This is a genomic window from Sphingomonas sp. Sph1(2015) (genome assembly GCF_001970915.1).
In the GTDB taxonomy this organism is placed as follows: Bacteria; Pseudomonadota; Alphaproteobacteria; order Sphingomonadales; family Sphingomonadaceae; genus Sphingomonas; species Sphingomonas parapaucimobilis.
In genome coordinates, this window is the sequence record NZ_MQUI01000001.1 from 116757 (window position 1) to 142353 (window position 25597).

The 25597-nt window shown below is 68.1% G+C and carries 18 protein-coding genes; 13 read left to right on the top strand and 5 right to left on the bottom strand.

From position 1 onward, the window contains the following. The first annotated feature begins 104 nt into the window (after positions 1-104). The 13 genes from BSZ14_RS00535 to BSZ14_RS00595 all read left to right on the top strand — a co-directional run bounded on the left by BSZ14_RS00535 (position 105) and on the right by BSZ14_RS00595 (position 20011). Positions 105-2690: a beta-mannosidase gene (locus BSZ14_RS00535; protein WP_076709337.1), complete on the top strand. Its 2586-nt coding sequence runs from the start codon at positions 105-107 to the stop codon at positions 2688-2690. Next, positions 2687-5203 carry a glycoside hydrolase family 3 N-terminal domain-containing protein gene (locus BSZ14_RS00540; RefSeq protein ID WP_076709193.1) on the top strand — a complete coding sequence of 839 codons (2517 nt, stop codon included), beginning with the start codon at positions 2687-2689 and terminating at the stop codon, positions 5201-5203. Before BSZ14_RS00535 ends, BSZ14_RS00540 begins: the two co-directional genes overlap by 4 nt. A gap of 20 nt (positions 5204-5223) precedes the next feature. Then, on the top strand, positions 5224-6621 hold the full coding sequence (locus tag BSZ14_RS00545) for a glycoside hydrolase family 125 protein (RefSeq protein ID WP_076709336.1): 1398 nt from the start codon (positions 5224-5226) through the stop codon (positions 6619-6621). Next, the gene (locus tag BSZ14_RS00550) at positions 6618-8930 is read left to right on the top strand and encodes a GH92 family glycosyl hydrolase (RefSeq protein ID WP_076709195.1); all 2313 of its coding nucleotides are present in this window, start codon (positions 6618-6620) and stop codon (positions 8928-8930) included. The genes BSZ14_RS00545 and BSZ14_RS00550 overlap by 4 nt, the downstream gene beginning before the upstream one ends. A gap of 23 nt (positions 8931-8953) precedes the next feature. Then, the gene (locus tag BSZ14_RS00555) at positions 8954-10864 is read left to right on the top strand and encodes an alpha-L-fucosidase (protein ID WP_076709198.1); all 1911 of its coding nucleotides are present in this window, start codon (positions 8954-8956) and stop codon (positions 10862-10864) included. A gap of 130 nt (positions 10865-10994) precedes the next feature. Then, positions 10995-12047 carry a patatin-like phospholipase family protein gene (locus tag BSZ14_RS00560; RefSeq protein ID WP_076709200.1) on the top strand — a complete coding sequence of 351 codons (1053 nt, stop codon included), beginning with the start codon at positions 10995-10997 and terminating at the stop codon, positions 12045-12047. 119 nt (positions 12048-12166) lie between these two features. Then, complete coding sequence (locus BSZ14_RS00565; RefSeq protein WP_076709203.1) at positions 12167-12931, top strand: SDR family NAD(P)-dependent oxidoreductase; 765 nt, start codon at positions 12167-12169, stop codon at positions 12929-12931. A gap of 137 nt (positions 12932-13068) precedes the next feature. Continuing rightward, positions 13069-15084, top strand: a complete 2016-nt coding sequence (locus BSZ14_RS00570) for an HAD-IIB family hydrolase (protein ID WP_083748014.1) — start codon at positions 13069-13071, stop codon at positions 15082-15084. Next, the gene (locus tag BSZ14_RS00575; RefSeq protein WP_076709204.1) at positions 15081-16226 is read left to right on the top strand and encodes a glycosyltransferase; all 1146 of its coding nucleotides are present in this window, start codon (positions 15081-15083) and stop codon (positions 16224-16226) included. The genes BSZ14_RS00570 and BSZ14_RS00575 overlap by 4 nt, the downstream gene beginning before the upstream one ends. After that, on the top strand, positions 16223-17134 hold the full coding sequence (locus tag BSZ14_RS00580) for a glycosyltransferase family 2 protein (protein ID WP_076709207.1): 912 nt from the start codon (positions 16223-16225) through the stop codon (positions 17132-17134). Before BSZ14_RS00575 ends, BSZ14_RS00580 begins: the two co-directional genes overlap by 4 nt. After that, complete coding sequence (locus tag BSZ14_RS00585) at positions 17131-18207, top strand: glycosyltransferase (RefSeq protein WP_076709209.1); 1077 nt, start codon at positions 17131-17133, stop codon at positions 18205-18207. The genes BSZ14_RS00580 and BSZ14_RS00585 overlap by 4 nt, the downstream gene beginning before the upstream one ends. Next, positions 18204-19118 carry a polysaccharide pyruvyl transferase family protein gene (locus BSZ14_RS00590; RefSeq protein WP_076709212.1) on the top strand — a complete coding sequence of 305 codons (915 nt, stop codon included), beginning with the start codon at positions 18204-18206 and terminating at the stop codon, positions 19116-19118. Before BSZ14_RS00585 ends, BSZ14_RS00590 begins: the two co-directional genes overlap by 4 nt. Beyond that, positions 19115-20011, top strand: a complete 897-nt coding sequence (locus BSZ14_RS00595) for a glycosyltransferase family 2 protein (protein ID WP_076709214.1) — start codon at positions 19115-19117, stop codon at positions 20009-20011. The genes BSZ14_RS00590 and BSZ14_RS00595 overlap by 4 nt, the downstream gene beginning before the upstream one ends. Here the strand turns inward: BSZ14_RS00595 and BSZ14_RS00600 are convergent. Genes BSZ14_RS00600 through BSZ14_RS00620 form a run of 5 tightly spaced genes read right to left on the bottom strand, consistent with a single transcriptional unit; the run spans position 19989 to position 25508 of the window. Then, positions 19989-22313 carry a TonB-dependent receptor gene (locus tag BSZ14_RS00600; RefSeq protein WP_076709217.1) on the bottom strand — a complete coding sequence of 775 codons (2325 nt, stop codon included), beginning with the start codon at positions 22311-22313 and terminating at the stop codon, positions 19989-19991. The genes BSZ14_RS00595 and BSZ14_RS00600 overlap by 23 nt on opposite strands. Before the next feature lie 10 nt (positions 22314-22323). Further along, positions 22324-23271, bottom strand: coding sequence for a FecR family protein (locus tag BSZ14_RS00605; protein WP_076709220.1), 948 nt, complete (start codon positions 23269-23271; stop codon positions 22324-22326). Then, entirely contained in the window at positions 23268-23819 is a 552-nt protein-coding gene (locus BSZ14_RS00610; protein ID WP_241823575.1) for an RNA polymerase sigma factor, read from the bottom strand. Before BSZ14_RS00610 ends, BSZ14_RS00605 begins: the two co-directional genes overlap by 4 nt. Before the next feature lie 14 nt (positions 23820-23833). Further along, positions 23834-24634, bottom strand: a complete 801-nt coding sequence (locus tag BSZ14_RS00615; RefSeq protein ID WP_076709222.1) for a ChbG/HpnK family deacetylase — start codon at positions 24632-24634, stop codon at positions 23834-23836. Continuing rightward, positions 24609-25508 (bottom strand): glycosyltransferase family 2 protein, encoded by a 900-nt coding sequence (locus BSZ14_RS00620; protein ID WP_241823576.1) that lies wholly within the window; start codon positions 25506-25508, stop codon positions 24609-24611. The genes BSZ14_RS00615 and BSZ14_RS00620 overlap by 26 nt, the downstream gene beginning before the upstream one ends. Positions 25509-25597 lie beyond the last annotated feature (89 nt).

Here is a 25597-nt window from a genome sequence, read left to right on the forward strand (position 1 = left end):
GCGCGTCCGCGCCATGCGCCCCTGTCTGGTCCAAGCCATAGTCCTGCATCCTGCTTATGGTCGGCCCGACCCGGCGCAGCGATGCCGCATTCGGGGAAATCGCTGTGAAACATCGTCTCGGTCTGATCCTGGCCGCGCTCGCCCTGCCCTTCCCCGCTTTGGCGGCACCCAAGACGGTGGCGACGCTCGACCGCTGGCAGGTGCGGATCGACCCGAAGGACGCCAGCGCCGCCAGCGCCCACCCGCAGGCAGCGAACTGGATGGCCGCGACCGTGCCGGGCAGCGTGCAGCAGGACCTGATCGCCGCCAACATCGTCCCCGATCCCTATAAGGGCGCGAACGAGGCCCCGATCCAGTGGGCGGGCCTGACCGGGTGGCAGTATCGCACCAATCTGGACGTGACGCCGGAGATGCTGCGCCGCGACCACCTGGATTTGGTGTTTGACGGGCTGGATACGTTCGGCACCGTCACGGTCAACGGGCAGCGCCTGTTGTCCGCAGACAACGCGCATCGCCGCTGGCGCACGGATGCCAAGCCGCTGCTGAAGGCGGGTGCGAACGAGATCGTCGTCACCTTCGCCTCGCCGATCAAGACGCTCCAGCCGATGGTGCTGGCCGAGAAGCATCCGCTGCCCGGCGAATATGACTCGCCCTATGGCGACGAGCCGAAGGGCGTTCAGACCTCCCCCTATATCCGCAAGCCGAAATACCAATATGGCTGGGACTGGGCACCGCGTATCGTCGATATCGGCATCTGGCGCCCCGCCCGCCTGGAAGCGTGGGACGCCGCGCGCATCGACAATCTGCGCATCGAGCAGGAGGCGCTGACCGATGCCGAGGCGCGCATCCTCGCCCGCGCCTCGGTCGTCGCGGACCGTGCGCAGACGGGGCGGATGGACGTGACCGTCACCGGCCCCGATGGCAAGCGCATCCGGGTGCGCCGTGATGTCGCGCTCCAGCCGGGCGAGAATGACGTGCTCGTCCCCGTCGCGATCACGAAGCCGCAGCGCTGGCAGCCAGTCGGCTTCGGCGCGCATCCGCTCTACACGGTCAATGCCGCGCTGGCGGGTGCGGATGCGGTCGAGAAGCGCACCGGCCTGCGCACCGTCGAGCTGGTCCGCAAGGACGGCAGCTTCGGCCTGAAGATCAACGGCAACGTCATCTTCGCGAAGGGCACCAACGTGATCCCGTTCGACGCCTTCCCGTCGCGCGTAGCCGCCGCGACCGAGCGTCAGATGCTGGAAAAGGCGGTGGCCGCCAACATGAACATCGTCCGCATCTGGGGCGGTGGCTATTATCCCGAAAACAGCTTCTACGACGCCGCCGACGAGCTGGGCCTGATGGTCTGGCAGGACTTCATGTTCGGCGGCGCCGTCACGCCCCCCGACGCGAAGTTCCGCGAGAATGTCCGTATCGAGGCCGAGGAACAGGTCGCGCGCCTGCAATCACACCCCTCGCTGGTCATCTGGGCGGGCAATAACGAAGTGCTGTCGGGTTGGGAAAACTGGTCGGATCGCAAGGCGTTCAAGAAGGCGGTCGGCCCGGACGAGCAGGAGCGGATCGGCACCGGCATGGCGGTGCTGTTCGACCGCGTGCTGCGCGATGCAGTCATCAAGAACTCGCCGGGCATCCCCTATTGGCCCGGCTCGCCCTCGACCGATTATGAGGGGCCGACCGACACCGACAAGGATGGCGACCGCCATTTCTGGGACGTGTGGTCGGGTTCCAAGCCGGTCGAGCGCTATACCGACAGCTGCCCGCGCTTCATGTCCGAGTACGGCTTCCAGGCCTTCCCGGACCTGTCGACCATCGCGACCTTCGCCGATCCGGCGGACTTCCGCATCGACAGCCCCGTCATGAAGGCGCACCAGAAGTTCCTGGCGGGTGAAGGCAATGACCGCATCACCTTCTATCTGAAGCAGAATTTGCGCGACCCTCGCGACTTCGCCGATCTCGTCTATCTGTCCCAGGCGATGCAGGCGCGTGCGATCGGCCTCGCCGCGCGTCATCACCGCGCCTGCCGCCCGGTGACGCTGGGTTCGCTCTATTGGCAGCTCAACGACAGCTGGCCCGCGATCAGCTGGTCGAGCATCGACTGGACCGGACATGACAAGATGCTCCAGCACGAGGTCCGCCGCTTCTTCGCGCCCCAGACCATCGTCGCGGAGACAAAGCCCGGCGCGACCCGCATCGCTTTGGTGTCCGACGCCACGGCGCCGAAGCCGCTCGGCTGGCGGGTCACCGGATACGGCATGGACGGCCGCAAGCTCGGCTCGCAATCGGGCAGCGTGACCATGGCGGCCGCCTCGGCCAGCGATGTCGCGATGATCCCCGACGTGACGCTGTTCGCGAACGCCGCGCCGCAGAGCAGCTATGCCGTCGCCGAACTGTTCGACGGCGAAAAGGTCATCGCCCGCCAGATCATCGAGCGAAAGGTGCCGCGCGACATGGCCTACCCCGCGCCGGGCATCACCGCGCGCTGGTCGGGCAAGCAGCTGACGCTGACGACGCGCAACCTCGCGCGGCAGGTACAGGTCAATTTCGGCACCATTGCCGCCGAACCGTCCGACGACGGATTCGACCTGTTGCCCGGCGAGAGCATCACGCTCACCATCCAGAGCGACGCGGACGCCGCCACTTTGGCGCGCGAGCTGAAAATCTACACCCTCGGTCCGAAGGACGCCCAGTGATCCCCTTCCTCCTCCTCGCCGCCGCCGGTCAGGCCGCCACTCCCGCCCTTCCCCCGGAAGCGCAGAAGCTGACCATCGCGCAAAAGGCGGCGCAGCTGGTCAACGAAGCCCCGGCCGAACCCGCGCTCAACCTGCCCGCCTATGACTGGTGGAGCGAGGGGCTGCACGGCATCGCGCGCAACGGGCCGTCGACCGTCTTTCCGCAGGCCATGGGCATGGCCGCGACCTGGGACCCCGCGCTGATCCAGAAGGTCGGCGATGTCGTCGCCACCGAAGCGCGCGCCAAGTTCAACGCTCAGCCGCTCAACGCCGATCGCGGGCTGTATCAGGGGCTGACCATCTGGTCGCCCAACATCAACATCTTCCGTGATCCGCGCTGGGGCCGGGGCCAGGAAACGTACGGAGAGGACCCCTTCCTCACCAGCCGCATCGGCATCGCCTTCGTCCGCGGCCTGCAAGGCCCCGACCTGAAGCATCCGAAGGTCATCGCGACCGTCAAGCATATGGCGGTCCATTCCGGTCCCGAGGGCGGGCGCGACAGTTTCGACGTGATGGTGAGCCCACGCGATCTGGAGGCGACCTACCTGCCCGCCTTCCGCGCGACCGTGACCGAGGGCAAGGCGCTGTCGCTGATGTGCGCCTATAACGCCATTCACGGCACGCCGGTCTGCGCCAATCCGATGCTGCTGACCCAGCGGCTGCGCACCGACTGGGGCTTTAACGGCCTTGTCGTGTCGGACTGCGACGCGGTCGGCAATATCTGGATGTTCCACCATGCCCAGCCCGATGCGCCTGCTGCGGCGGCGGCGGCGCTGCGCGCGGGCACCGACCTGAATTGCGGCAACGCCTATCGCTCGCTGCCCCAGGCTGTCGAGCGCGGCCTGATTACCGAAGGTGAGATCGATACCGCGCTCGCCCGCGCGCTGGCGGTGCGGCGGATGCTGACCGTGGATAGCCCCTGGAACCGGATCAAGGCGAGCGAGGTCGGCACGCCCACCCACCGCGCGCTGGCGCTGGAGACGGCCCGCAAGGGCATCATACTGCTCGACAATCCGAACGACCTGCTGCCGCTCAAGGGTAAGAGACTCGCGGTGTTCGGCGCGGATGCGGATGATCTGGGCGTGCTGGAGGGCAATTACCACGGCACCGCGATCAATCCCGTCACCCCGCTCGTCGGCATCCGCGCGAAGTTCGGCCGCGATGTCCGCTATGCGCAAGGCTCGGTGCTGGCCGAGGGCGCGTTCGTCGGCGTGCCTGAAACCGCGCTGTCGGCGAACGGCAAGACCGGCCTGACGGTCGAGACGATGGGCGCGAACGGCCAGTGGTCGGTTGCGGGGCAGGACCGCCGCATCGACTTCAACTATACCAAGACCGCACCTTTCCAGCGTCGCTGGACCGGCACGCTGACCCCGCCGGGGCCGGGCCAGTATAAGCTGCGGCTCGACGGCCCCGCCTGCTGGCACGCCTGCCCGGCGCATGACGCGGTGAAGCTCTATATCGACGACCAGCTGGTCGTGGACGATGTGATCGGCGGTAAGAAGCTGGAAACGACCATCGACGGTTCGGCCCCGCGCCGTATCCGAGTCGAGATCGACCATAAGGGTGGCGATGAGGGCCTGCGCCTGCAATGGCTGCCCCCCGCCGAGGCGCTGACCGCCGAGGCGTTGAAGGTCGCCGGGACTGCGGATGTCCTGATCGCGGTCGTCGGCCTGTCGCCCGATCTGGAGGGCGAGGCGCTGGGCGTCTCGGTCCCCGGCTTCGCGGGCGGCGACCGGACCGAGATCGTCCTGCCCGAGCCACAGCGCAAGCTGCTCACAGCACTTCAGGCGACGGGCAAGCCGGTGGTCGCGGTCGTCGTCTCCGGATCGGCGGTGTCGCTGGGTGACTTCAAGCCCGCCGCGACGCTGGCGGCCTTTTATCCGGGCACCGAGGGCGGCACCGCGCTGGCCGAGATTCTGGCCGGGGACGTCAACCCGTCGGGTCGCCTGCCCGTCACCATCTATCACTCGACCGCCGACCTGCCCGCCTTTGCCGATTACGGCATGAAGGAGCGCACCTATCGCTACTTTACCGGCAAGCCCGCCTGGGGCTTCGGCCATGGCCTGAGCTATACCAAGTTTGACTATGGCCAGCCGACGGTGACCGCGAGCGTCGCGGTCGGCCAGCCCGTGGATGTCGCGGTGCAGCTGCGCAATACCGGCCAGCGCGCCGGTGAGGAAGTGACCCAGGCCTATCTGGTCCCGCCCGCCACCGGCGAGAAGCTGGTGCTGACCGACCCCGTGCTGCAACGCCAGCTGGTCGGCTTCACCCGCGTCGCCTTGAAGCCGGGCCAGGCGGGCACGGCGCGCTTCACCATCGACCCGCGCATGATGAGCCAGGTCTGGCGCGACGGCACCCGCCGCATCCTGCCGGGCACCTACAAGCTCTACATCGGTGGTGGCCAACCCGGCGACGGTGCAGGGCAATGGACCCAGTTCACCGTGACCGGCCAGGCGCAGGACCTGCCCAAGTGACCCCGAACCGTCGTCAGTTGATGGCGGGGGCAGCGGCCCTCGCCGCCACCCCCGCCTTCGCCGCCAGCGGTTTTGTCAGCAAGCGCCCCGCCGTCGCCGAGCGCCGTTTCGTGTCCAAGGCGGTCGAGGCGGAGATCACCCGCGTCTCGAAGATGATCGCCGATCCCGAACTCCGCTGGATGTTCGGCAATTGCTATCCCAACACGCTCGACACGACCGTGCTGTCGCTGGCGCAAGTGAACGGCAAGCCGGACGCCTTCGTCATCACCGGCGACATTCCCTGTCTGTGGCTGCGGGACTCGGCGGCGCAGCTGCGGCCCTATCTACACCTCGTGAAGCGCGATCCGGCGCTGGGGCGTCTGTTCCGCGGGCTGATCGGACGGCAGGCGCGCTCGATCCTGATCGACCCTTACGCCAACGCCTTCATGCAGGACCCGACCGCCAAGACGAACCTCGGCTGGGCACTGCACGACGATACCGAGATGAAGCCCGGCGTCGCCGAGCGGAAATGGGAAATCGACTCGCTCTGCTACGCGATCCGGCTGGCCTATGGCTATTGGCGCGAGACGGGCGACACCACGCCGTTCGACGCCGAGTGGAAAGCCTCGGCACGGCTGATCGTGAAGACCTTCCGCGAGCAGCAGCGGAAAGAAGGCCCCGGCCCTTACCGCTTCCGCCGCTCCGCGCCCGAGCCGACCGAGACGCTCTATCGCGGCACCGGCCTGCCGACGCGTCCCAACGGCATGATCCATTCGGGCTTCCGCCCGTCGGACGATGCGTGCCTGTACGGCCAGTTCGTGCCCGCCAACCTGTTCGCGATGACGACGCTGCGCGAACTCGCCGCGCTGTCGAACGCGGTCGGCGAACCCGCCCTGGCGCAGGACGCCACCCTGCTCGCCGCCGAGGTCGAGGCCGCGCTCAGGCAATTCGGCACGATGACCCTGCCCAGCGGCGAACGCGTCTGGGCCTATGAGGTCGACGGCTATGGCAATGCCGTGTTCATGGACGACGCCAATGTGCCCTCGCTGTCGGGCCTGGCCTATCTCCGCTGCGTCGATGCGGCCGATCCCCTGTGGCAGCGGACGCTCGCGGCCTGCTGGAGCAAGGCCAATCCCTGGTATTTCGAGGGCAAGGCGCTGACCGGCATCGGCGGCCCGCACACCGGGCCGGGTCAGGTCTGGCCGATGTCGATCATCACCCGCGCGCTGACGTCGACCGATCCGACCTTGCTGCGGTCGAGCCTTGCCATGATCCGCCGCTCGCACGGAAATACCGGCTTCATTCACGAAGGGGTCGATATCGATGACCCCACCAAGTTCACGCGCGACTGGTTCGCCTGGGCCAATGGCCTGTTCGGCGAACTGATCGTCCATGTCGCGGCCACCAGGCCGGAAGTTTTGCGGGAGACGTTTGCATGATCCTGAGCCGCCGCTCGCTCCTTGCCGGAACCGCGCTTGCCGCCCTGCCCATTCGCGGCGTTCTGGCCCGCCTGCCCGCGCTCCCGACCGCGCCCAACCTGTTCGTCGGCACGGGCGGCGATGGCCATACCTATCCGGGCGCCGTCCTGCCCTTCGGCATGGTGCAGCTGAGTCCCGACACCGATGTCGAGCGCTGGGACACCTGTTCGGGCTATCATCACGGCGACGGCTCGATCATGGGGTTCAGCCATACCCACCTGTCGGGCACGGGGATCGGCGACATGCTGGACGTGCTGGTCGTGCCGACGCGTGGGGACCTGAAGCTGGTGCCGGGACCATTGTCCGATCCCGATGCGGGATATCGCCAGCGCTACTCCGAAGAACAGGCCCAGCCCGGCTATTACCGCGTCAAGCTGGAGTCCGGCGTCCTCGCCGAACTCACCGTGACCGAACGGACCGGCTGGCATCGCTATACCTATCCCAAGGGGCCGGGCCATGTCCTGGTCGACCTGTCGCACCTCGTCCTCGACAAGAGCGACGAGAAGCCGCTGATCACCGATGCCGAAATCACGGTCGAGCCAGACGGCACGATCACCGGCACGCGCCGCGTGTTCCGCTGGGCCAAGGGGCGGCGCATCTTCTTTGCGATGCAGCTGTCGAAGAAGCCGAGCCGCATCCAGCTTTATGGTGACGGCGACGCACCCGCGAGCGGCACCGCCGTCAAGGGCAACCGCCTGAAGGCCGCCCTGTTCTTCGACGAACTGGGCGATGCGCCGTTGCTGATTCGCTGCGGCATCTCCGCGGTCGACGTTGCGGGTGCCAAGGCCAATCTGGCGGCCGAGGCGAAGGACTGGAATTTCGACCGTGTGCGCGAGATGGCGCAAGGGCGCTGGATCAATATGCTGGGCGGCATTCGGGTCGAGGGCGGCACCGAGGACCAGCGCACCATCATGGCCTCCGCCAATTACCACACGCTGATCGCGCCGACGCTCTTTTCGGACGTGGACGGCCGCTATGTCGGGCTGGACGGGCAGGTTCATACCGTACCGGCCGGGCAGTCCGCCTACAGCACCTATTCCACCTGGGACACGTACCGGGCGCTTCACCCCTGGCTGATCCTGACCCAGCCCGCCCAAGCGCAGAAGCTGATCGAGGACGTGATCCGCCAGACCCAGCAGAGCGCCTATGGCCCGCCGGTCTGGACGCTGCAGGGCAAGGAGACGGGTATCATGATCGGCTGGCACGGCACGCCGATCATGGCCGAGGCGATGGTGAAGGGCATTCCCGCCGACTATGCCGCCGCCTGGCCGGGCATCGCCAAGCGCAGCTTCGACTTCGCCGCGCCCGACATGGACAACTCCAAGGGTCGCGACCTCTACGACGCCAAGGGCTATGTCCCCGCCGACAAATGGTGGGAAAGCGTCAGCCGGACGCAGGAATATGCCTATGACGACTGGGCCGCGTCGCACATCGCGCGCAAGGTAGGAAAGACGGCCGAGGCCGATCGCCTGCTCAAGCGCTCGGGCAATTGGCGCAACGTCATCGATCCCTCGATCAACTTCGCCCGGCCGCGCTTCAGCGACGGCAGCTGGTGGAAGGATTACGACCCCGTCCAGCTGGGCCATATGCCCAAGCCCTGGTGGCGCGACTATACCGAGGCCAATGGCTGGCAGGCGACCTTCCTCAACCAGCATGACGTCTATGGCCTGATCCGTCACATGGGCGGCGACGCGAAGTTCGAGGCCAAGCTGGACGAGCTGTTCAGTGCGCCCTCGACGCTCCCGAAAAATGCGCCACCCGACATTTCGGGGCTGGTCGGCCAGTATGCGCACGGCAACGAGCCGGACCAGCATGCCGCCTATCTCTATGCCTATGTCGGCGCGCCCTGGAAAACCCAGCGGATGGTCCGCCGCCTGCTGACCGAGATGTACAAGAACGCGCCCGACGGCATCATCGGGAACGATGACTGCGGCCAGATGAGCGCGTGGTTCCTGTTCTCGTCGCTGGGCTTCTATCCGGTCGATCCGGTCAGCGGCGCCTATGTCTTCGGCGGTCCGCTGTTCGACCGTGCGCAGGTGACGGTCGGCGGCACCAAGACGCTGGTCGTCGAGGCGAAGGGCAATCGCCCGGACACGCCCTACATCCAGTCGGTGACGTGGAACGGTCGCCCCTGGACCAAGAGCTGGATCGACCATGCCACCCTGTCGAAGGGCGGCACCCTGTCCTTCACCATGGGGGCCAGGCCGAACCCCGCCTTTGGCCGCGATCCCAAGGATCGCCCGCCCTCCTTCGACCACCAGCCCGCCTGATCCCTCCCGGAGCCGACCCGACAATGACCGATTTCTCCCGCCGCGCCGTCCTCGCCTCCGGGCTCGTCGCCTCCGCCACGCCAGCCTTTGCCAGGGGGCAGGCCGGTGCGCCCGCGCCCTATGGTGCGGTCCCCTCGGCGCGGCAGTGGCGCTGGCACCAGCGCGAGCAATATGCCTTCATCCACTTCGCCATGAACACCTTCACCGACAAGGAATGGGGGTATGGCGACGAAGACCCCAAGATGTTCAACCCGTCCGACTTCAGCGCGGACCAGATCGTCGGGGCGGCCAAGGCGGGCAATCTGAAGGGCATCATCCTGACGGCGAAACATCATGACGGCTTCTGCCTGTGGCCGACCAAGCTGACCGAGCATTGCATCCGCAACTCGCCCTATAAGAACGGCCAGGGCGATATCGTCCGCGAAATGTCGGACGCCTGCAAGCGCGCCGGGCTCGCCTTCGGCATCTATCTCTCGCCCTGGGATCGCAACCGGGCCGATTATGCCCGTCCTTCCTATGTCGACTATTTCCGCAAGCAGGTGGTCGAACTCTGCACCGGCTATGGCGAGTTGTTCGAATTCTGGTTCGACGGGGCCAATGGCGGTGACGGCTATTATGGCGGGGCGCGCGAGACGCGGCAGATCGACGCGCCCAAATATTACAACTGGCCCTCGATCATCGCGCTGGTCCACCAGCACCAGCCCATGGCCTGCACCTTCGATCCGCTGGGCGCGGATATCCGCTGGGTCGGCAATGAGGACGGGATCGCGGGCGATCCCTGCTGGCCGACCATGCCCAACCACCCTTATGTCCAGTCGGAGGGCAATTCGGGCGTGCGCGGCGGGGCGCTGTGGTGGCCCGCCGAGACCAACACCTCGATCCGGCCCGGCTGGTTTTATCACGCGGACGAGGACTCCAAGGTCCGCTCGCCGGAAAACCTGGTCGGCTATTTCGACACCTCGGTCGCGCGCGGCACCAATATGAACCTGAACCTGCCGCCCGACCGGCGCGGGCGCATCCCCGATCAGGACGTCAAGATCCTGAAGAGCTTCGGCGACGCGATCCGCGCCAGCTTCGCGACCGATCTGGCGCAAGGGTCGGTGGCGAGCGCCAGCCATGTCCGCGGCAAGGGCTATGAGGCCGCCAGGGTGCTGGACGGCCAGCGCGACACCTATTGGTCCGCCCCCGACGGCGTGACCACGCCCAGCCTGACGCTCGATCTGCCGCCGGGTCGCCGTTTCGATCTGATCCGCATCCGCGAATATCTGCCGCTCGGCGTGCGGGTCACGCGCTTCGCGGTCGATGCGGAAGTGAACGGCAAGTGGCAGCAGCTTGCCGAGCATGAGTGCATCAGCGCGCAGCGGATCATCCGCCTGCCCCAACCCGTCACCGCGCGCCGCGTCCGCCTGCGCATCGTCGACGCGCCGGTCTGCCCGGCGATCAGCGAGGTTTCGCTGTTCCAGAGTGTCGCGCCGGTCCCCGTCCCCGCCATCGTGTCGAGCGATCCGACCGTGCTGGCGACGACCGGCTGGACGATCGTCTCGGCCACGGCGCCGGGTGCGGAGAAGCTGCTCGACAACGACGCCAAGACCATCTGGGTTCAGCCTGCGCCCGTGGCGGGCAAGCCGGCCAGCGTGACCGTCGACATGGGCCAGGTGCGCGACGTCGCGGGCTTCAGCCTGACCCCCTCGCGCCAGGTCATGATCGACGCCGCCCCGCCGCGCGGTTACGTCGCGGAGACGAGCGTCGACGGCAAGAGCTGGACCCCGGCGGGCGCGGGCGAGTTCTCGAACATCGCCTATGCCCTTTCCACCCAGCGCCTGCCCTTCACCAGCGTCCGGCCCGTCCGCTATCTGCGGCTGACCTTCGCGGAAATGTCCAAGCCCGCCGCCAAGCTGGCGATCGCGGGGATCGGCGGCTTCACCAAGCGTTAGGCCCGGTTTCCTCCCCTTGCGGGGGAGGAATGGGTTCATCGATCACACACTCCCATAAAAATCCGCCGAAACGGGATGGCATTTGCCTTTTGTGCGTTGCAACATAACGCAACGCAGAAGGAGGTACGCCATGACCGACCGTCTCGAACCCCAGGTCCCGCCCCGCCCCCGCATCGCCCTCGCGCTGCAAGGCGGCGGCGCGCACGGTGCCTATGGCTGGGGCGTGGTCGAGAGGCTGCTGGACGAGGATATCGAGATCGTCGGGGTCAGCGGCGCCAGCGCGGGGGCGATCAACGGCGCGGCGGTTGTTTCAGGCTATGCGACCGGGGGCGCGGCCGGGGCGAAGGCGGCGCTGGAGCGGCTATGGGGCCATGTCGCCGATGCCTCGCCGCTCGCCCCGCTCGATGTCGGCGCGCTGGGCGGTCCGTTTTTCGAGCCGCTGCTGCGCAAGTCGCTGGACATCGCCAAGCTCTCCAGCCGCTATGTCGCGCCCTTCCTGCCCGGCGTTCGCGATATGCGTGCGCTGCGACAGGCGGTCGCGGAAAGCATCGACCTGGACCTGCTCGCCCGCCAGACGCGCCTGCCCTTCTATGTGGCCGCGACCCACATCGCGAGCGGATCGGCGCGGCTGTTCACCGGCGAGGACGTGACGCTCGACGCGCTGATGGCTTCGGCCTGCCTGCCTGAGCTGTTCGCGGCGGTGGAGATCGAGGGCGAGCAATATTGGGACGGCGGCTTCACCGCCAACCCCGCGCTGGAACCGCTATTGACCGAGGCGATCGACGCGACCGACATGATGATCGTCCAGATCACGCCCTTCACCGTCGAGGATATCGGCGGCTCGGTCGGCGAGGTCATGCGCCGGGTCAGCGATATCAGCTTCAACGCCTGTCTGCGCCGTGATCTGCGCACCTTGTCCGAAATCCAGGATGTCGCCCGCGCCGAAACGTCCCGCGATCCGCGGATGCAGGCGATCGCGCGGGTCAACCTGCACCTGCTGTCGCCGCCGGACGAACTGGCGGGGCCATCGGGGACGAGCAAGGTCGACACACGCTGGTCGGTGCTACAGGATTTGCGCGAAATGGGCCGCGCACAAGCCGAAGGCTGGCTGTCCGCCAACCGCGACATGCTGGGCCGCGCATCATCCTTCAAGGGGCTGCCCGAGGATATGGTGCGGCGCTGAACCGCATTTTCCCGCCTTTTGCGTTTTTACAGTGATGGCGGGCGGAACACTGGCCCGATGTGCCTGTTCTGACAGGCCGGGATGGGCGGACCAGTGATATAAGGACAGGAGCGCCCGACATGGCGAGGTTCCAAGGCAAGATCGTGATCGTCACCGGCGCCGCGTCGGGCATCGGCGAAGGGGCCGCCCGCCGCTTCGCACAGGAGGGCGCGACCTTGGTGCTGGGCGACACGGACGGTGCGGGCCTGCACAAGCTGGCCGACGAACTCGCTCCCGCGACGGTCGCGACGCGCGAAACCGATGTATCCAAGATGGCCGATTGCGAGGCCCTGGTCGCTCTGGCCATCGCGCGGTTCGGACGGATCGACGTGCTGGTCAGCAATGCGGGCGTCGATCATCTCGGCAAACTGGACGAGGGCGACTTCTCGGCCTTTGCCAAGGTCATCGAGACCGATCTTTACGGCGTGGTCCAGATGGCCCGCGCCGCGATCGCGCATTTGCGCCAGTCCACGGGCTGCATCATCAACATGTCGTCGGTGTCCGGGCTGGGCGGCGACTGGAATCACAGCTTCTATTGCGCCGCCAAGGGGGCCGTGACGAACTTCACCCGCGCGCTGGCGATGGACGAAGCGGCGAATGGCGTGCGCGTCAATGCGGTCAATCCGTCACTGACCTACACCCCGCTGACGGCGGGCATGAAGGAACAGCCCGAGTTGATCGCGAAGTTCGAGGAGCGCATTCCAATGGGCCGGGGCGCGCAACCCGAGGACATCGCCGGGGCCATCGCGTTCCTGGCAAGCGAGGATGCGCGCTTCATCACCGGCGTGAACCTGCCCGTCGACGGTGGCCTGAGCGCCTCGAACGGACAGCCACCGCTCAGCTGATCTTTGCCATTATTGATATTGATCAAGAAACCCCGGACAAACTGACAACCATGTCAGTCGGCTGCAATCTTTCCTCTATCCGGTTGGGAGCCAATCAATATTTATAACGTTGTCGCTCCATAACGAAAGGGGCGAGATTGTTTATCCTGCATCTGGCACTGGGTGGGTGCCTGAAATCGCCACCTGTCCATTATGGCATCACCGCCGATACGGGCGGCCATATTGCCTATATCCTGGACGCTGCCGCCGCGCAGGCAATGAATATTGATACGCATCAAGTCTCCATCGTTACCCGGCTGTTTGAGGAACCGGGCCTGCCGCTCGATCATGCCCGCGCCACCGAGCGGCTCTCGCCCAAGCTGACCATCGATCGGATCGCCACCGCCAATCGTCGCTATCTGGAAAAGGACGCGTTGGCCGACGACCTGGCCGCCTTCACCGAGTCCTTCTGCGCGCACCTCGCCCGACTGCCGCGCCTGCCCGATGTCATCCATGCGCATTTCTCCGACGCCGCCGCCGTGGCGGCCGAGGCACGGCGGCGCTTTGCCATCCCCTTCGTCTATACGCCCCATGCGCTGGGCATCGACAAGCGCCGCCATCACGGCCCCTCGCCCGCGCTGGACGGCCGCATCGCCGCCGAACGTACCGCCATCGCCAGCGCCGATGCGCTGATCGTCTCGACCGAGGACGAGGCGCAACGCCAGGTCCAGGCCTATGGCATTCCCGCTGGCGGACGGATCCATCGCATCGCGCCGGGCGTGCCGAACCATGAGGGCGGTCGCCCCGATGGCCCGACGCTCGCCGACCGGCTGGACGAATGGCTCGACGATCCGGCCAAGCCCATCCTGCTCGCCATCGCCCGCCCCGTCGCCAAGAAGAATCTGGGCGCGCTCGCCCGTGCCTATGCCGCCTCGCCTGCGCTGCGGCAGGCCGCCAATCTGGTGATCCTGGCGGGCCAGCATGACGGTCCCGGATCGGCGGAGGAACGCGCCGTACTGGCCGAGTTGCTGGTGCTGGCCGACACAGCCGCGCTTCGCGGCCGCATCGCCCTGCCGCCACGGCATGACGGGGATGACGTCGCCGCACTCTATGAGCGCGCGGCGACGGGTGGCGTCTTCGTCAACGCCGCGCTGCACGAACCCTTTGGCCTGACCCTGATCGAAGCGGCGGCGGCGGGCGTGCCCGTGGTCGCGACCCGTCATGGCGGCCCCAGCGAGATCGTCGCCGCGCTGGACCATGGCCTGCTGGTCGAGCCGCGCGACGAGGACGCCATCGCGACCGCCTGCCTGTCCATCCTTTCCGATCCCGACACCCATAAGCGGATGAGCGCGAATGGCCGATCGGGCTCCACCCTCTATGCCTGGGACCGTTACGCCATGGAATCGACCGCGCTCTACGCCCATCTGCCGCGCACCCCCGGCCTGCTCGCCAGCGATATCGATCATACGCTGACCGGATGCCGGGTCGGCGCGCACGACTTCGCGGCATGGCGTCAGGCGAGCGACCTTCCCTTCGTCGTCGCCACCGGCCGGTCCTTCGCGATGGCGCGGATCATCCTGTCGCAATGGGGCATTCCCGAACCCGATGCCTTCATCACCGATGTCGGCACGCGCATCATGCTGAAGGGTCAGCGCGGGTGGCAGGAATGCCCCGAGTTCGCCACGCGCCTGAACGAGGGTTGGGACCGCAAGGCGGTGGTCGCCGCGCTCAAGCCGCTACGCCTGCGCCCGCAGCCGCGCGACACGGCCGGGCCGCACAAAGTCAGCTATTTCGGCACCGCCGAGGATGCCGCGCGCGTGCGCGAGACGCTGGCCGAACAGGGGCTTTCCGCCAAGACCGTCTTTTCGCACGGACGGCTGATCGACGTGCTGGCGCCGCTGGGCGGCAAAGCGGCGGCGGTCGCGGCCTATGCGAAACGGCTCGACCTGCCGATGGGTGCGTGCGTCGCGGCCGGGGACAGCGGCAATGACGTCGATATGCTGGACGCCTGCGGCCATGCGATCGTCGTGGGCAATGCCGGGCACGAACTGGCCGACCTGCCCGAGCGTGACGGGCTGATGCGGGTCACCGCGCACCATGCCAATGGCGTGATGGAGGGGCTGGAGCGGCTGGGCCTGACCGCGCCGATGCCAAGCCAGGCGACGGCGGCGTGACGCGCCCCTTCGGCTATTTCGTCCATCATCAGGGGCGGGGCCATGCCGAGCGCTGCGCCGCCATCCTGAACGCGCTGCCGCCCGAGCGACCCGTCACCATCTTCTGCGCACGCGACGACATCTTCCCCCCGCTGCCGCCGCATGTCGAGATCGTCACCATCCCCTCGCTCTTCGAGCCGACCGGGCTGGAGGCGGGCGCGATGGACACGGTGCCGACGCCGGAGACGCTGCACTGCGCGCCGCTCGGTTGGCCCGGCATCCGCCATGCCATGGCGGTGATCGCGGGTTGGTTCGACCGCGCCGACCCCGCGCTGATGATCTGCGACGTGTCGGCCGAGATCGCACAGCTGGCGCGTATCTGCTCGGTTCCGCATGTGAAGATTCTCCAGCATGGCGACCGCAGCGATGCCGGGCACCGCGCCGCCTATGACGGCGCCGCCGGGCTGCTCGCCGCGTTCGACGAGGCGCTGGCCCAGCCCGAATGGGACCCCGCGATGCGCGCCAAGACCTGCTTCGTCGGCGGGCTGGGTGTCGACACCCGCATCCCCGAACGCGAGCTGGCGCGCCAGCGGATCGGCGTGGGCGCGGACGAGGAGATGATCCTGGTCCTGTCGGGCGGCGGCGGGGGCGGCTTCGCCCAGGCCCCGCTCGGCGTCGGGGCACGCAGCCGCCCCGGTGCGCGCTGGATCACCATCGGCCCGGTCGCGCGCGACTGGCATGCCACCGAGCCCGCCAATATCGAGCATCGCGGCTGGGTCGACAATCCGGCGGACCATGTCGCCGCCGCCGACCTCGTCATCGCCTCGACCGGCAACACCACCTGCCAGCAGATATTGGCCGCTGCCCGGCCCTGGCTCGCCATTCCCGAATGGCGGTATTTCGACGAACAGCATCGCAAGGCGGAGGCGCTGGCCACGGCCGGCGTGGCCTGTGTCCGTCCGCATCTCCCCTCCTCGGCCCAGGCCTGGAATGCGGCGCTGACCGAGACCCTCGGCCAGCACTGCCCCGTCCTGCAGCGCGCGATGATCGCCGACGCGCCCGCCCAGGCCGCTGCCGACTGGCTGGAGGCGCTGTCCACGCGGCTCTGGCCGATCGATATGAACCCATCTTCCCTGACCCAATCCACCGGAGCCCATTCATGATCTCGGTCGTCACGCTCGCCGGGGGCCGCCCCGAACATCTGCGCAATGTCGTGATCGGCCTGACCCGCCAGACGATGCGGCCTGCCGAGCTGATCGTCGCGGTCATTCAGGACACGCCCTATGACCTGCCGGACGCGCCCTTCCCCATCCGCCAGATGATGGTGTCCGGCCCGCGCCTGCCGCTGGCGACCGCGCGCAACATGGCAGCGAAGGCGGCGGTCGGTGACAAGCTGGTCTTCCTCGACATGGACTGCATCCCGACCCCCGACCTGCTGGCCGATTATGATCGCTACCTGGATCAGGAAGACGGGCTGTTGATGGGCGAGGTCATGTACCTGCCCGGCGGCGCGACGGCGGGCGAATGGCGGTACGAGGATTTCGCCGGGGTGGCGGTCCGCCACTCCGACCGGCGCGGGCCGCCGCCTCACGGCATCGAGCGGTGCGAGGATTATCGCTGCTTCTGGTCGCTCAACTTCGCGATGCGGCGCGACACCTTCCTCAAGACCGGCGGGTTCGACGAGCGCTATGCGGGCTATGGCGGCGAGGATACCGATTTCGGCAAGGTGGTGGACAAGGCGGGCGTGCCGATCGCCTGGATCAAGGGCGGGCTGGCCTATCATCAATATCACCCGCACCACATGCCGCCGGTCCATCATATCGACAGCGTGGTCCGCAATGCCGAGCTGTTCGAGGCGAAATGGGGATACCGCACCATGGGCCATTGGCTGCACGCTTTTCGCCTGATGGGCCTGATCGACGATACGCCCGGCCGCCCCATCCAGATACTGCGCCGCCCCGATGAGAACGACCTCGCCCTGACCGGGCAGCAGAGCCACCAGCCCTATGCCAATACGGCCAGCGTCATCCGTCTGCTGGAGGAGCGCGAGGCTGCCCGGGTCGCGGCATGAGGATCGCCCTTCTCGCCCATGTCCGCCAGCCCATCCGCCAGCCTTTCCTGGGCGGCATGGAAGCGCATGGCTGGTATCTGGCCGAGGGGCTGGCGGCGCGCGGACATGAGGTGGTGCTGTTCGCCAGTGGCGACAGCGACCCGCGCTTCACCCTCGATCCGGTCCTGCCGGTCCATTACGAAGCCGTCTTTCCCTGGGCCGAGCATCGCGGCAAGCCCGAGCTGATCGCGCATGTCGATGCGGGCTATGCCGCCGCCTGCGATCGAATCGCGCGGGGCGGGTTCGACGTGGTGCATAACAACAGCCTGCACCGCTTCCCGCTGGAGCAGCGCCGGACCGCGCAGGTCCCGACCGTCACCTCGCTACATGTGCCGCCCTATGACGCGCTCCATCATTTCGTGTCGATCAGCCCCAGCCCGACCCACAGGCTGACCGTCACCTCCGCCCGCCAGTTGCAGGCCTGGTGGCCGAACGGCGCGCCGCCCGAGGCCTCGGTCCTGCACAATGCCATCGACCCGGCCGCATGGCCCTTTGCCAAGCAGGGCAATGGCGAAGCGGTGTGGTGCGGGCGGATCACCCCCAACAAGGGCACGCATCTCGCCATCCGCGCCGCGCAGGAAGCGGGCGTCGCACTGACCCTGTTCGGCGCGGTCGAGGACCCGGACTATTTCGCCGCCGAGGTCGAGCCGCTGCTGGGCGGCGGCATCCGTTATGGCGGGCATCTCGACGGCACGGGCCTGGCGCGGGAACTGGGCCGCGCATCGGTGTTCCTCTTCACCCCCTGCTGGGACGAGCCGTTCGGACTGGTCGCGATCGAGGCGATGGCGTGCGGCCTGCCCGTCGCCGCATTCGATGCGGGCGCGGCGCGCGAAGTCGTGGGCGAGGCCGGATGCATCGCCCCGGCCGGGGATGTCACCGCGCTGGCCGACGCCTTGATCCGGGCCATGGCCATTCCGCGCCACACCGCCCGTCGCCGGGTGGAGGCGCATTTCGCCCGCGACCTCTGGCTCGACCGTTGCGAGGCGCTTTATGCCAGCGTCCGGAGCGCCTTGCCGAGTGCCATCGCGGCGTGAGCGAGGATGATGTGATCGCAGGCCAGAGAGAGGCACTGCTCGACCTGTATCGCCGCCATATCACGCCGGGAGAGCCCTATGCGCTGGTCGATTTCCCCGACCATCCCAATGTGGGGGACAGCGCGATCTGGTTGGGGGAGATCGCGCTGTTTCACGCGGTCGGCGCGGGTGATTCGGCCTATATCTGCCGCTGGGACGATTTCGACGAAACGGCCTTCCGCGCCGCCTGCCCCACCGGGCCGATCCTGATCCATGGCGGCGGGAATCTCGGCGACATCTGGCCGCATCACCAGCAGTTTCGCGAACAGCTGATCGAACGCTTTCCCGATCGCCGGATCGTCCAGCTGCCCCAGTCGATCCACTTTCGCGACCCAGCCCATCGCGACCGCTTCGCCGCGCTGGTGGACAGGCATCCGGACTTTCATCTGTATGTCCGCGACACGGCAAGCCTCGATCTGGCCCGCCGCCATTTCCATTGCCCCAGTACGCTCGCCCCCGACTCCGCCTTCGGCCTGGGCCGCATCGAGCGACCGGTTTCGGCGGATTGCCGCGCGCTGATGCTGCTCCGCTCCGACGCCGAACGCGCGGCGCGTGACGACACGCCGTTGTTGAGCCTGCCTGATACGGTCGCCTTGGACTGGCTCGACGAACCGCCGGTGGCGGCGTCCGCTCCGACCGAGCGGGCACGGGAGCGCGTCGAACGCGGGCTGAAGCTGCTCGCCCGCGGGGAGCGGATCGTCACCGATCGCCTGCACGGCCATATCCTGGCCCTGCTGCTCGGCGTCCGCCACGTCGTGCTGGACAATGACTATGGCAAGCTCGGCGCCTATAGGAGCGCGTGGACGGCGGAAAGCCCGCTCGTCCGACAGGCCCGGTCTTCGCAGGAGGCGGCGGAGATGATCGCGGGATGATCGATATCAGCCTGCTGATCTGCACCCGCAACCGCTGCCGCAGTCTCGCCGCCACGCTCGCCTCGGTCGATGCCGCCGCCCGGCATCCGGGCAGCGGCGCCGTCGAACTGATCCTGGTCGACAATGGCTCGACCGATGCCACGGCGGCGGTGATCCGGCACTGGGCGATAGACAGGCCCTTTCCCGTGCGTTTGCTGTCGGAACCGCTGCCCGGCCTAGCCCGCGCCCGCAACCGGGCGCTTCGGGCGGCGCGGGGGCGGATCGTCGCGATGACCGACGATGACTGCGTACTGCACCCCGATTATTTCGCGCAAGCGGCCCGGGCCTTTGCGGGGCAGCCCGCCCCCGTCATCATCGGGGGGCGTATCCTGCGCGGCGACCCCGCCGACCTGCTGCTGACCGTCAAGCTGGAGGATCATCCGATGATCGCCGAGCCGGGCAGCTTTCCCGGCGGCTTCGTCATGGGCGCCAACCTGGCCTTCACTGCCGATGTCGGGCGCATGGTCGGGCCGTTCGACGAACGCTTCGGGGCGGGTGCGCCATTCCGCGCCGCCGAGGATACCGACTTCCTGCTGCGCGCGCAGGCGCTGGACCTGTCGATCCGCTATGACCCCGGCTTCGTGGTCGACCACCATCATGGCCGCCGCCGGGAGGACGAAGCCGTCGCGCTTCTCGCGGGATACGGCTTTGGCGACGGAGCGCTTTACGCCAAGCATGTCATGACCGACAGCCGGGTCCGCCGCTGGCTGGCGGCGGACGTCCGCAACCTGCGCGAGCGCTTTGCCGGGCCGGTGCCGACGATCCGGCATTTCCACGCCTTTCGTCTGCGCCATGTGCTGGCGGGCCTTGCCGCCTATGGCCGCACGGCGTTCAGAAATCCGCGCTCAGCCTGACCCCCACGGTGCGCGGACGCAGCGGCGTCGAGACATTGCGCCGCCCCAGCAGGAACGGATTGCCATAGGCGAAGCGATTGCCCCGCTCGTCGAGCAGATTGTCGAGCGTCAGCGCCAGAGCATAGCCGCCCCGCCGTGCGGTCAGTCCCAGATTGGCGACACCGTAACCGCCCTGCCGCACGTCGAACATGTCACCGACGCCCAGCACCGACGGTCCCACAAAGGCCAGCTCCCCGCGCGTCGACAGCACCGTATCGCGGCCCAGCGAGACATTGCGGACCAGCCCCAGCCGGGCCGAGATGCTGGGCGTCTCCGGCAGGCGGTGGTTGCTGGCGCGGCTGAGCGCGGCGGTCGAACCCGTGACCTCGTTGTCGGTCACGAACATCGCCGCGGTCAGGTGCCAGTCGCGCTGCGGCACCCATTCGATCCAGCCCTCCAGCGCGTCGACGCGGGCGTCGCCGATATTGCTCGTCACCGGCTGCCCCGACCGGTTGAGCAGATCGGCCTGGATCGCCTTCCAGCGCGCGTGCGACAGGCTGACCGAGGCCGACAGTCCGGTCGCGCCGCGACGCACATGGCGCAGGCCCGCCTCGACCATCTGGATCGAGTCCGCCTCGAAGTTCGCGACCCGCCCGACGCCTGCCGCGACGGCCAGGCCGCCGGTGCGGAAGCCGGACTGATACCGCCCGAACGCGGTCCAGTCACCGCCCAGCGCCCAGGAAAATCCGAAGGTCGGATCGACCCGCGTGGTCGACCGCCCTCGTACGAAATTCCTGGATCGCGGCGTGATCGACGGTTCGCCGTCGACCCGCGCGGCGGTCACGCGCCCGCCCAGCGTCAGCCACAGGCGGCCGGTTACGGGCTGGGTCGCCTCGCCGAACACGGCACCGCTGCGCGTGACGTTGGTCACGCCGATCACCGGCCGCACCCCCTGCCGCAGGGTCAGTGACCGCCCCATCACCGACTGGTCCGACACGAAATTGATGCCGACCACCCAGGACCCGCCGCCGGGCAGCCGTCGCGACACACGGCTTTCGTGCGAGAACAGGGTCTTGCCGCTGTTCAGCTGATAGGATCCGCGCGGCAGGATGGTGCTGGCGTCGAACTGCTCGAACGACGCGCCTTTCACCAGGCCCGAGGCCGAGACGAATTGCAGCCCGCTTGCCCAGTGTTTGGACAGGAGCAGCCGCCCGAACCGCATATCGCTCCAGAATGGCTGGGCGATCGCCGAGCGGCTGGCCAGCACATCCTCGCCAAGCACATATTGTGCGTCGCGCGACACGATCGACTGGGTGCCGCCGCCCAGCTCGGCGTGCCAGCCGCCCCCGACATTCCAGGCCAGCGTGCCGCGCAAACCGCTGGTCAGGACCCGGTTGATGTTGCGCGCGCCGGTCCGCAGATTGTCGATATAGCCGCCATCGACCGCGTGATAGCCGACCAGCCGGACGCCCAGCGTATTCGCCAGCAGCACCTTGTTGGCGACCGCCGCCACGTCGTTGCTCGCCGCCCCGCCCCCGGTCAGCGCGCCACCCCATTCGATCCGTCCGCCGTCGCGGGTCAGCGAGACCGGGTTGGAGGTCAGGCGAATGATGCCGCCGATCGCACCCGAGCCGTGCAGCGCGCCCTGCGGCCCTTCGGCAATCTCGACCTCACCGATATCGTAGAGTTTCAGCCCCGGATCGGGTCCGGCAAAGGCAATCTGCACTTCGTCGAGATACAGGCTGGCGGTGGACTCGGTCGCACCGTTGAAGCTGCTGTCGGCAATGCCCCGGATGAACAGCTTGTTGCGCCCCGGCCCCAGCGCGGTGGTCTGAAGGATCGGCGTCTGGCCTGCGACATCGCTGAGGTCGATCGATCCGTTGGGCAGCGCAACGCCGCGCCCGATCACCGATACGCTGCCCGGATAGCGGGCCAGCTCGGTGCCCTGCTTGCTGGCAGTCACGATGATGTCGCCGGTCCGGCCGACAGGCGGCGGAGCGGCGGGCGGAGGACGGCTGGCGGATGGGGGACGCGGCGATCCGACGATACGGAAGCTGACGGCATCGATCGCGATGGCACGATAGCCGGTCCCGCGCAGCAATTGCGCCAAGGCTCTGGCGGGCGGCGCGCCGGTGGTCAGCGCGCGGGTGCGGACCTCCCCCAGGCGGGGATCGGTGGCGACGACGGTGATGCCACCCTGCCGCGCCAGTTCGCGCAGCGCGAAATCGAGCCGCGCCGGGGCCAGGACGATCCGACCGGGTGCCGCTGCACCGATGCTCTGCGCCCGACCGGCGACGGGCAAGGCAAGGGCAGTCGCGACCAACAGGCCGCGTTCAATGAACCCCGTCCGACGCCCGCAAAATCCAGTCCCCACCGCTCTGGCGCCACTCCGCTCCGATCAGCTTCGCAAGACGTGGAACGTCCCGGCTGGCGTCGCCCGTCACCCGGACCAGCCCGGTGACGCTGCGTTTCGCCAACGGCCCCTCCACCGCGATGCGCATGCCATAGGCGGATTGCAATCGTGCAGCAATCGTGTCGACCGTATCGCCGTCCAGATCCAGCAGGCCGCGACGCCAGCCGCCGACCATCGCCGGATCGACCTGCACGCGACGCAGGCTGCCCCGCGCCTCGTCCAGCCGTGCCCCCTGCCCGGCGGTCAACTGCACCGTCTGCCCACGGGGTGCGAACGCCACCGCCCCTTCCGCGACCGTCACATCCAGCCGAGCCCCCTCACGCCGGACGTTGAACACGGTCCCCACATCGCGGATGGCAACGTCGCCGGAGCGGAGTTCGAAAGGAGCGGAGGCGTCGTGCCGAACGCGGAACAGCGCCTGTCCGCTCTCCAGCGTCGCGACCCGCATGTCGTTGCGGTCGAGCCGAAGCCGCGATCCCCCCGCCAGTTCGACCTGCGTGCCGTCGTTCAGGGCAATGACCCGCGTCTCGCCCGGCCGGGTCTGTTCGACCCGGATGTCGGGGTGCGCCTGCATCAGCACCGGCCCCGCGATCAGAGCGACGGCGGCCGCGACGCCGCCGATCAACCACCAACGACCCCACCCCCTGTTGTCGTTGGCAGCGACCGGAGCCGCCAGCGGCGGCTCGGCGATGACGGGTTCCGGTTCGGCCACCGGGGCGACCAGCAAGGCATCGGCCATCGCCACCGCGTCATAGGCGCGCGCATTGGCCGGGCTGTCCTCCAGCCAGGTCGCAAAGGCATCCCATTCGGCCGCGCTCATGTCGCGCTGCCGGACGTGCCAGTCGATCGCCTGTTCCTCCCGCGTCACTCGTCCCCGCTCCTTCCACTGTCAGGACGACGCCGACACGCCTGATCCGCACCCTCCAATTCACGATTTTCTTGCAAAAATTGATAGGCGCGGCGGAGCAGCTTTTCGACGGCGCTGACGGTGATGCCCATCCGTTCGGCAATGTCGCGCTGCGGCCGTTCCTCGAAGCGGAACAGGGTAAAGGCCTCGCGCATCCGGTCGGGCATCCGGGCGATCATCGCATGGGCCTGGGCCAGCTCGCTGCGGCCAGATGCGATCCGTTCGGGATCGGCATATTCGGCGGATTGCGGCTGGACCTCTTCCCACGCCCCCTCCCGCACGCCGCGCCGGGCGGCGGCAATGCGGCGGTCGGTCGCCAGATTGGTCGCCATGCGGCAGAGAAAGGGAATGGGCTGCTCGATCTGTCCGGCGTCCAGCCCCGATACGCGCAGCCACAGGTCCTGAAGCGCATCCTCCGCTTCGTCGGGCGAGCCGAGCCGGGCGGCGAGCAGGCGACGCAGCAGCGGGCGCGCCTCCATGAACCGGCCTTCCAGACCCTGATTACCCAAAGACCGCCCTCGTGTCAGGCGGCGAAGGCCAGCCCGCGTTGCGCCGCCATGTCAGACACCGAAACGGCGCGCAAGACATCGGCTTCGTCGCGCCGCGCCGCCGCGATCACGTCGCCCGCCCGCTTGCCCGCACCGGGATGGCACATCACCAGATGCTCCGCCCCGCCATGGTCCAGAAAGCGCGGCAGTGCCTCGGCAAAGCGCCCGTCGAACCCGTAATGCCCGGCAAACCCCTCGTTGCAATGCAGGCCCGCCGCTTCCACCGCGCGGGTCAGGCCGCGCGAATGATAGGCGCTGCCGATCGCTTTGCCGCGCCAGGGCCGCCCCAGCAAGCCGATCAGCCGGTCTTCGCAGGTACGCACCCACGCGTCGGGCGCGCGCCGCCGGGTGATCGCCAGCACGATCGGGCGAACGCCGGGCAGCGCGTGCGAATGCTGATGCCCGTCGACAAAGGCGGGCGGACGGCCCATCGCCGCCTCGAAACGGTCGAACTGCGCCTCGACCTCGCGGGTGATCTCGGCCGGGTCGAGCTGCCCGCGCGACGCCAGTCGCGTCAATGGATCGATCCCCGGCATCACCCCGTCATGGGTAAAGCCATTGGGGTGGATCGGCGCTTCTTCGGTCAGGGTCAGGTGCAGGCCGATCTGCGCGCTCTCCGGCACCGAACGCAGCATCACGCTGTCCTCCATCCAGTTCGGACGGAGGGTCATGCAGCTCGTCGCGTTCAGTTTTCCCGAGCGCAACAGCTCGGCAATGACCAGACTGTCGTCGGTGGAAAAGGCGAAATCGTCAGCGCAGAGAATAAGCCGGTTCACCCACGACCCCCGCCAGTTGCTGATAGGCCCGCTCGCGCATCCGCTCGGTCGTGAGCCGCCGCGCGCGCAGTCGCTTCGCAAGGAAATCGTAGAAGAACCAGTCCCCCGCAAACGGCGCGGCCACGCTGTAGACCAGCCGCTCGGTCAGCGTCCAGCGGATCGACTCCCGGTCGCGCTCGCGGTCGGACGGGACGCACCAGAAGCCATCGGCATAGGCCATGGTGCCGTGGCGCATGACGCGGTGGATGACCTCATGATCCTCCAGCACGTAATTCCAGCGGCGCGCGTCGAACCCGCCCGCCGCCTTCAGCGCCTCGGTGCGAAAGGCCTGGCCCGCCCCGCCCGCATGGCACTGGCGCGGCAGGAAGCGCGCCGCCAGCCGGATCGCGGCGGACTCGCGACGACGCTCCGCTTCCCCGTCCTGGGGGGCGATGAAATAGGCCCCGGCGACGACGCAGCCCGGCCGCTCCAGCAGGGCTTGCGCCTGCGCCAGATAATCGGCCGGATAATAAGTGTCGGCATCGCAGGTCGCGACGAAGCGCGTATGCACATGGTCGAGGCCGAGGTGCAGCGCGTTGATCTTGCCGGGCAGGCCCTGGTGCAACAGGATATGATCGAGCCCCAGCCGCTCGCAGGTGTCGGTCGCCACCCGCGCGCTGGCGTCGAGCGAGCCATTGTCGACCAGCACGAGACGGAACCGCACCGTCTGCGCCGCCAGGCTCTCCAGCGTGGCCGCCAGATCGCGCTCTTCGTTGAAAAAGGGCACGACCACGGTCCAGCACGGCGCGACATAGGCGCCCGTCCGTTCCGTCTTCCCCGCCTGAGCCCAGGCTTTGGCATTCCGCCAAGCCGCGCCTTCCGCATCGAGCAGCATTACCCCACCCCGCCCTTAAAACGACCAAGTCACCCGGTTGCCGAAGCCCCCGCCCGGCGGCGGCCAGCGCCGCAGCCAGAGATGTTCAT

What these genes read in the sequence shown, in the direction of transcription:
- BSZ14_RS00550 (WP_076709195.1), top strand. Translation starts at nt 6,618, where the DNA reads ATGATCCTGAGCCGCCGCTCGCTCCTTGCCGGAACCGCGCTTGCCGCC.
- BSZ14_RS00545 (WP_076709336.1), top strand. Translation starts at nt 5,224, where the DNA reads ATGGCGGGGGCAGCGGCCCTCGCCGCCACCCCCGCCTTCGCCGCCAGC.
- BSZ14_RS00580 (WP_076709207.1), top strand. Translation starts at nt 16,223, where the DNA reads ATGATCTCGGTCGTCACGCTCGCCGGGGGCCGCCCCGAACATCTGCGC.
- BSZ14_RS00585 (WP_076709209.1), top strand. Translation starts at nt 17,131, where the DNA reads ATGAGGATCGCCCTTCTCGCCCATGTCCGCCAGCCCATCCGCCAGCCT.
- BSZ14_RS00620 (WP_241823576.1), bottom strand. Translation starts at nt 25,508, where the DNA reads ATGCTGCTCGATGCGGAAGGCGCGGCTTGGCGGAATGCCAAAGCCTGG.
- BSZ14_RS00555 (WP_076709198.1), top strand. Translation starts at nt 8,954, where the DNA reads ATGACCGATTTCTCCCGCCGCGCCGTCCTCGCCTCCGGGCTCGTCGCC.
- BSZ14_RS00595 (WP_076709214.1), top strand. Translation starts at nt 19,115, where the DNA reads ATGATCGATATCAGCCTGCTGATCTGCACCCGCAACCGCTGCCGCAGT.
- BSZ14_RS00560 (WP_076709200.1), top strand. Translation starts at nt 10,995, where the DNA reads ATGACCGACCGTCTCGAACCCCAGGTCCCGCCCCGCCCCCGCATCGCC.
- BSZ14_RS00565 (WP_076709203.1), top strand. Translation starts at nt 12,167, where the DNA reads ATGGCGAGGTTCCAAGGCAAGATCGTGATCGTCACCGGCGCCGCGTCG.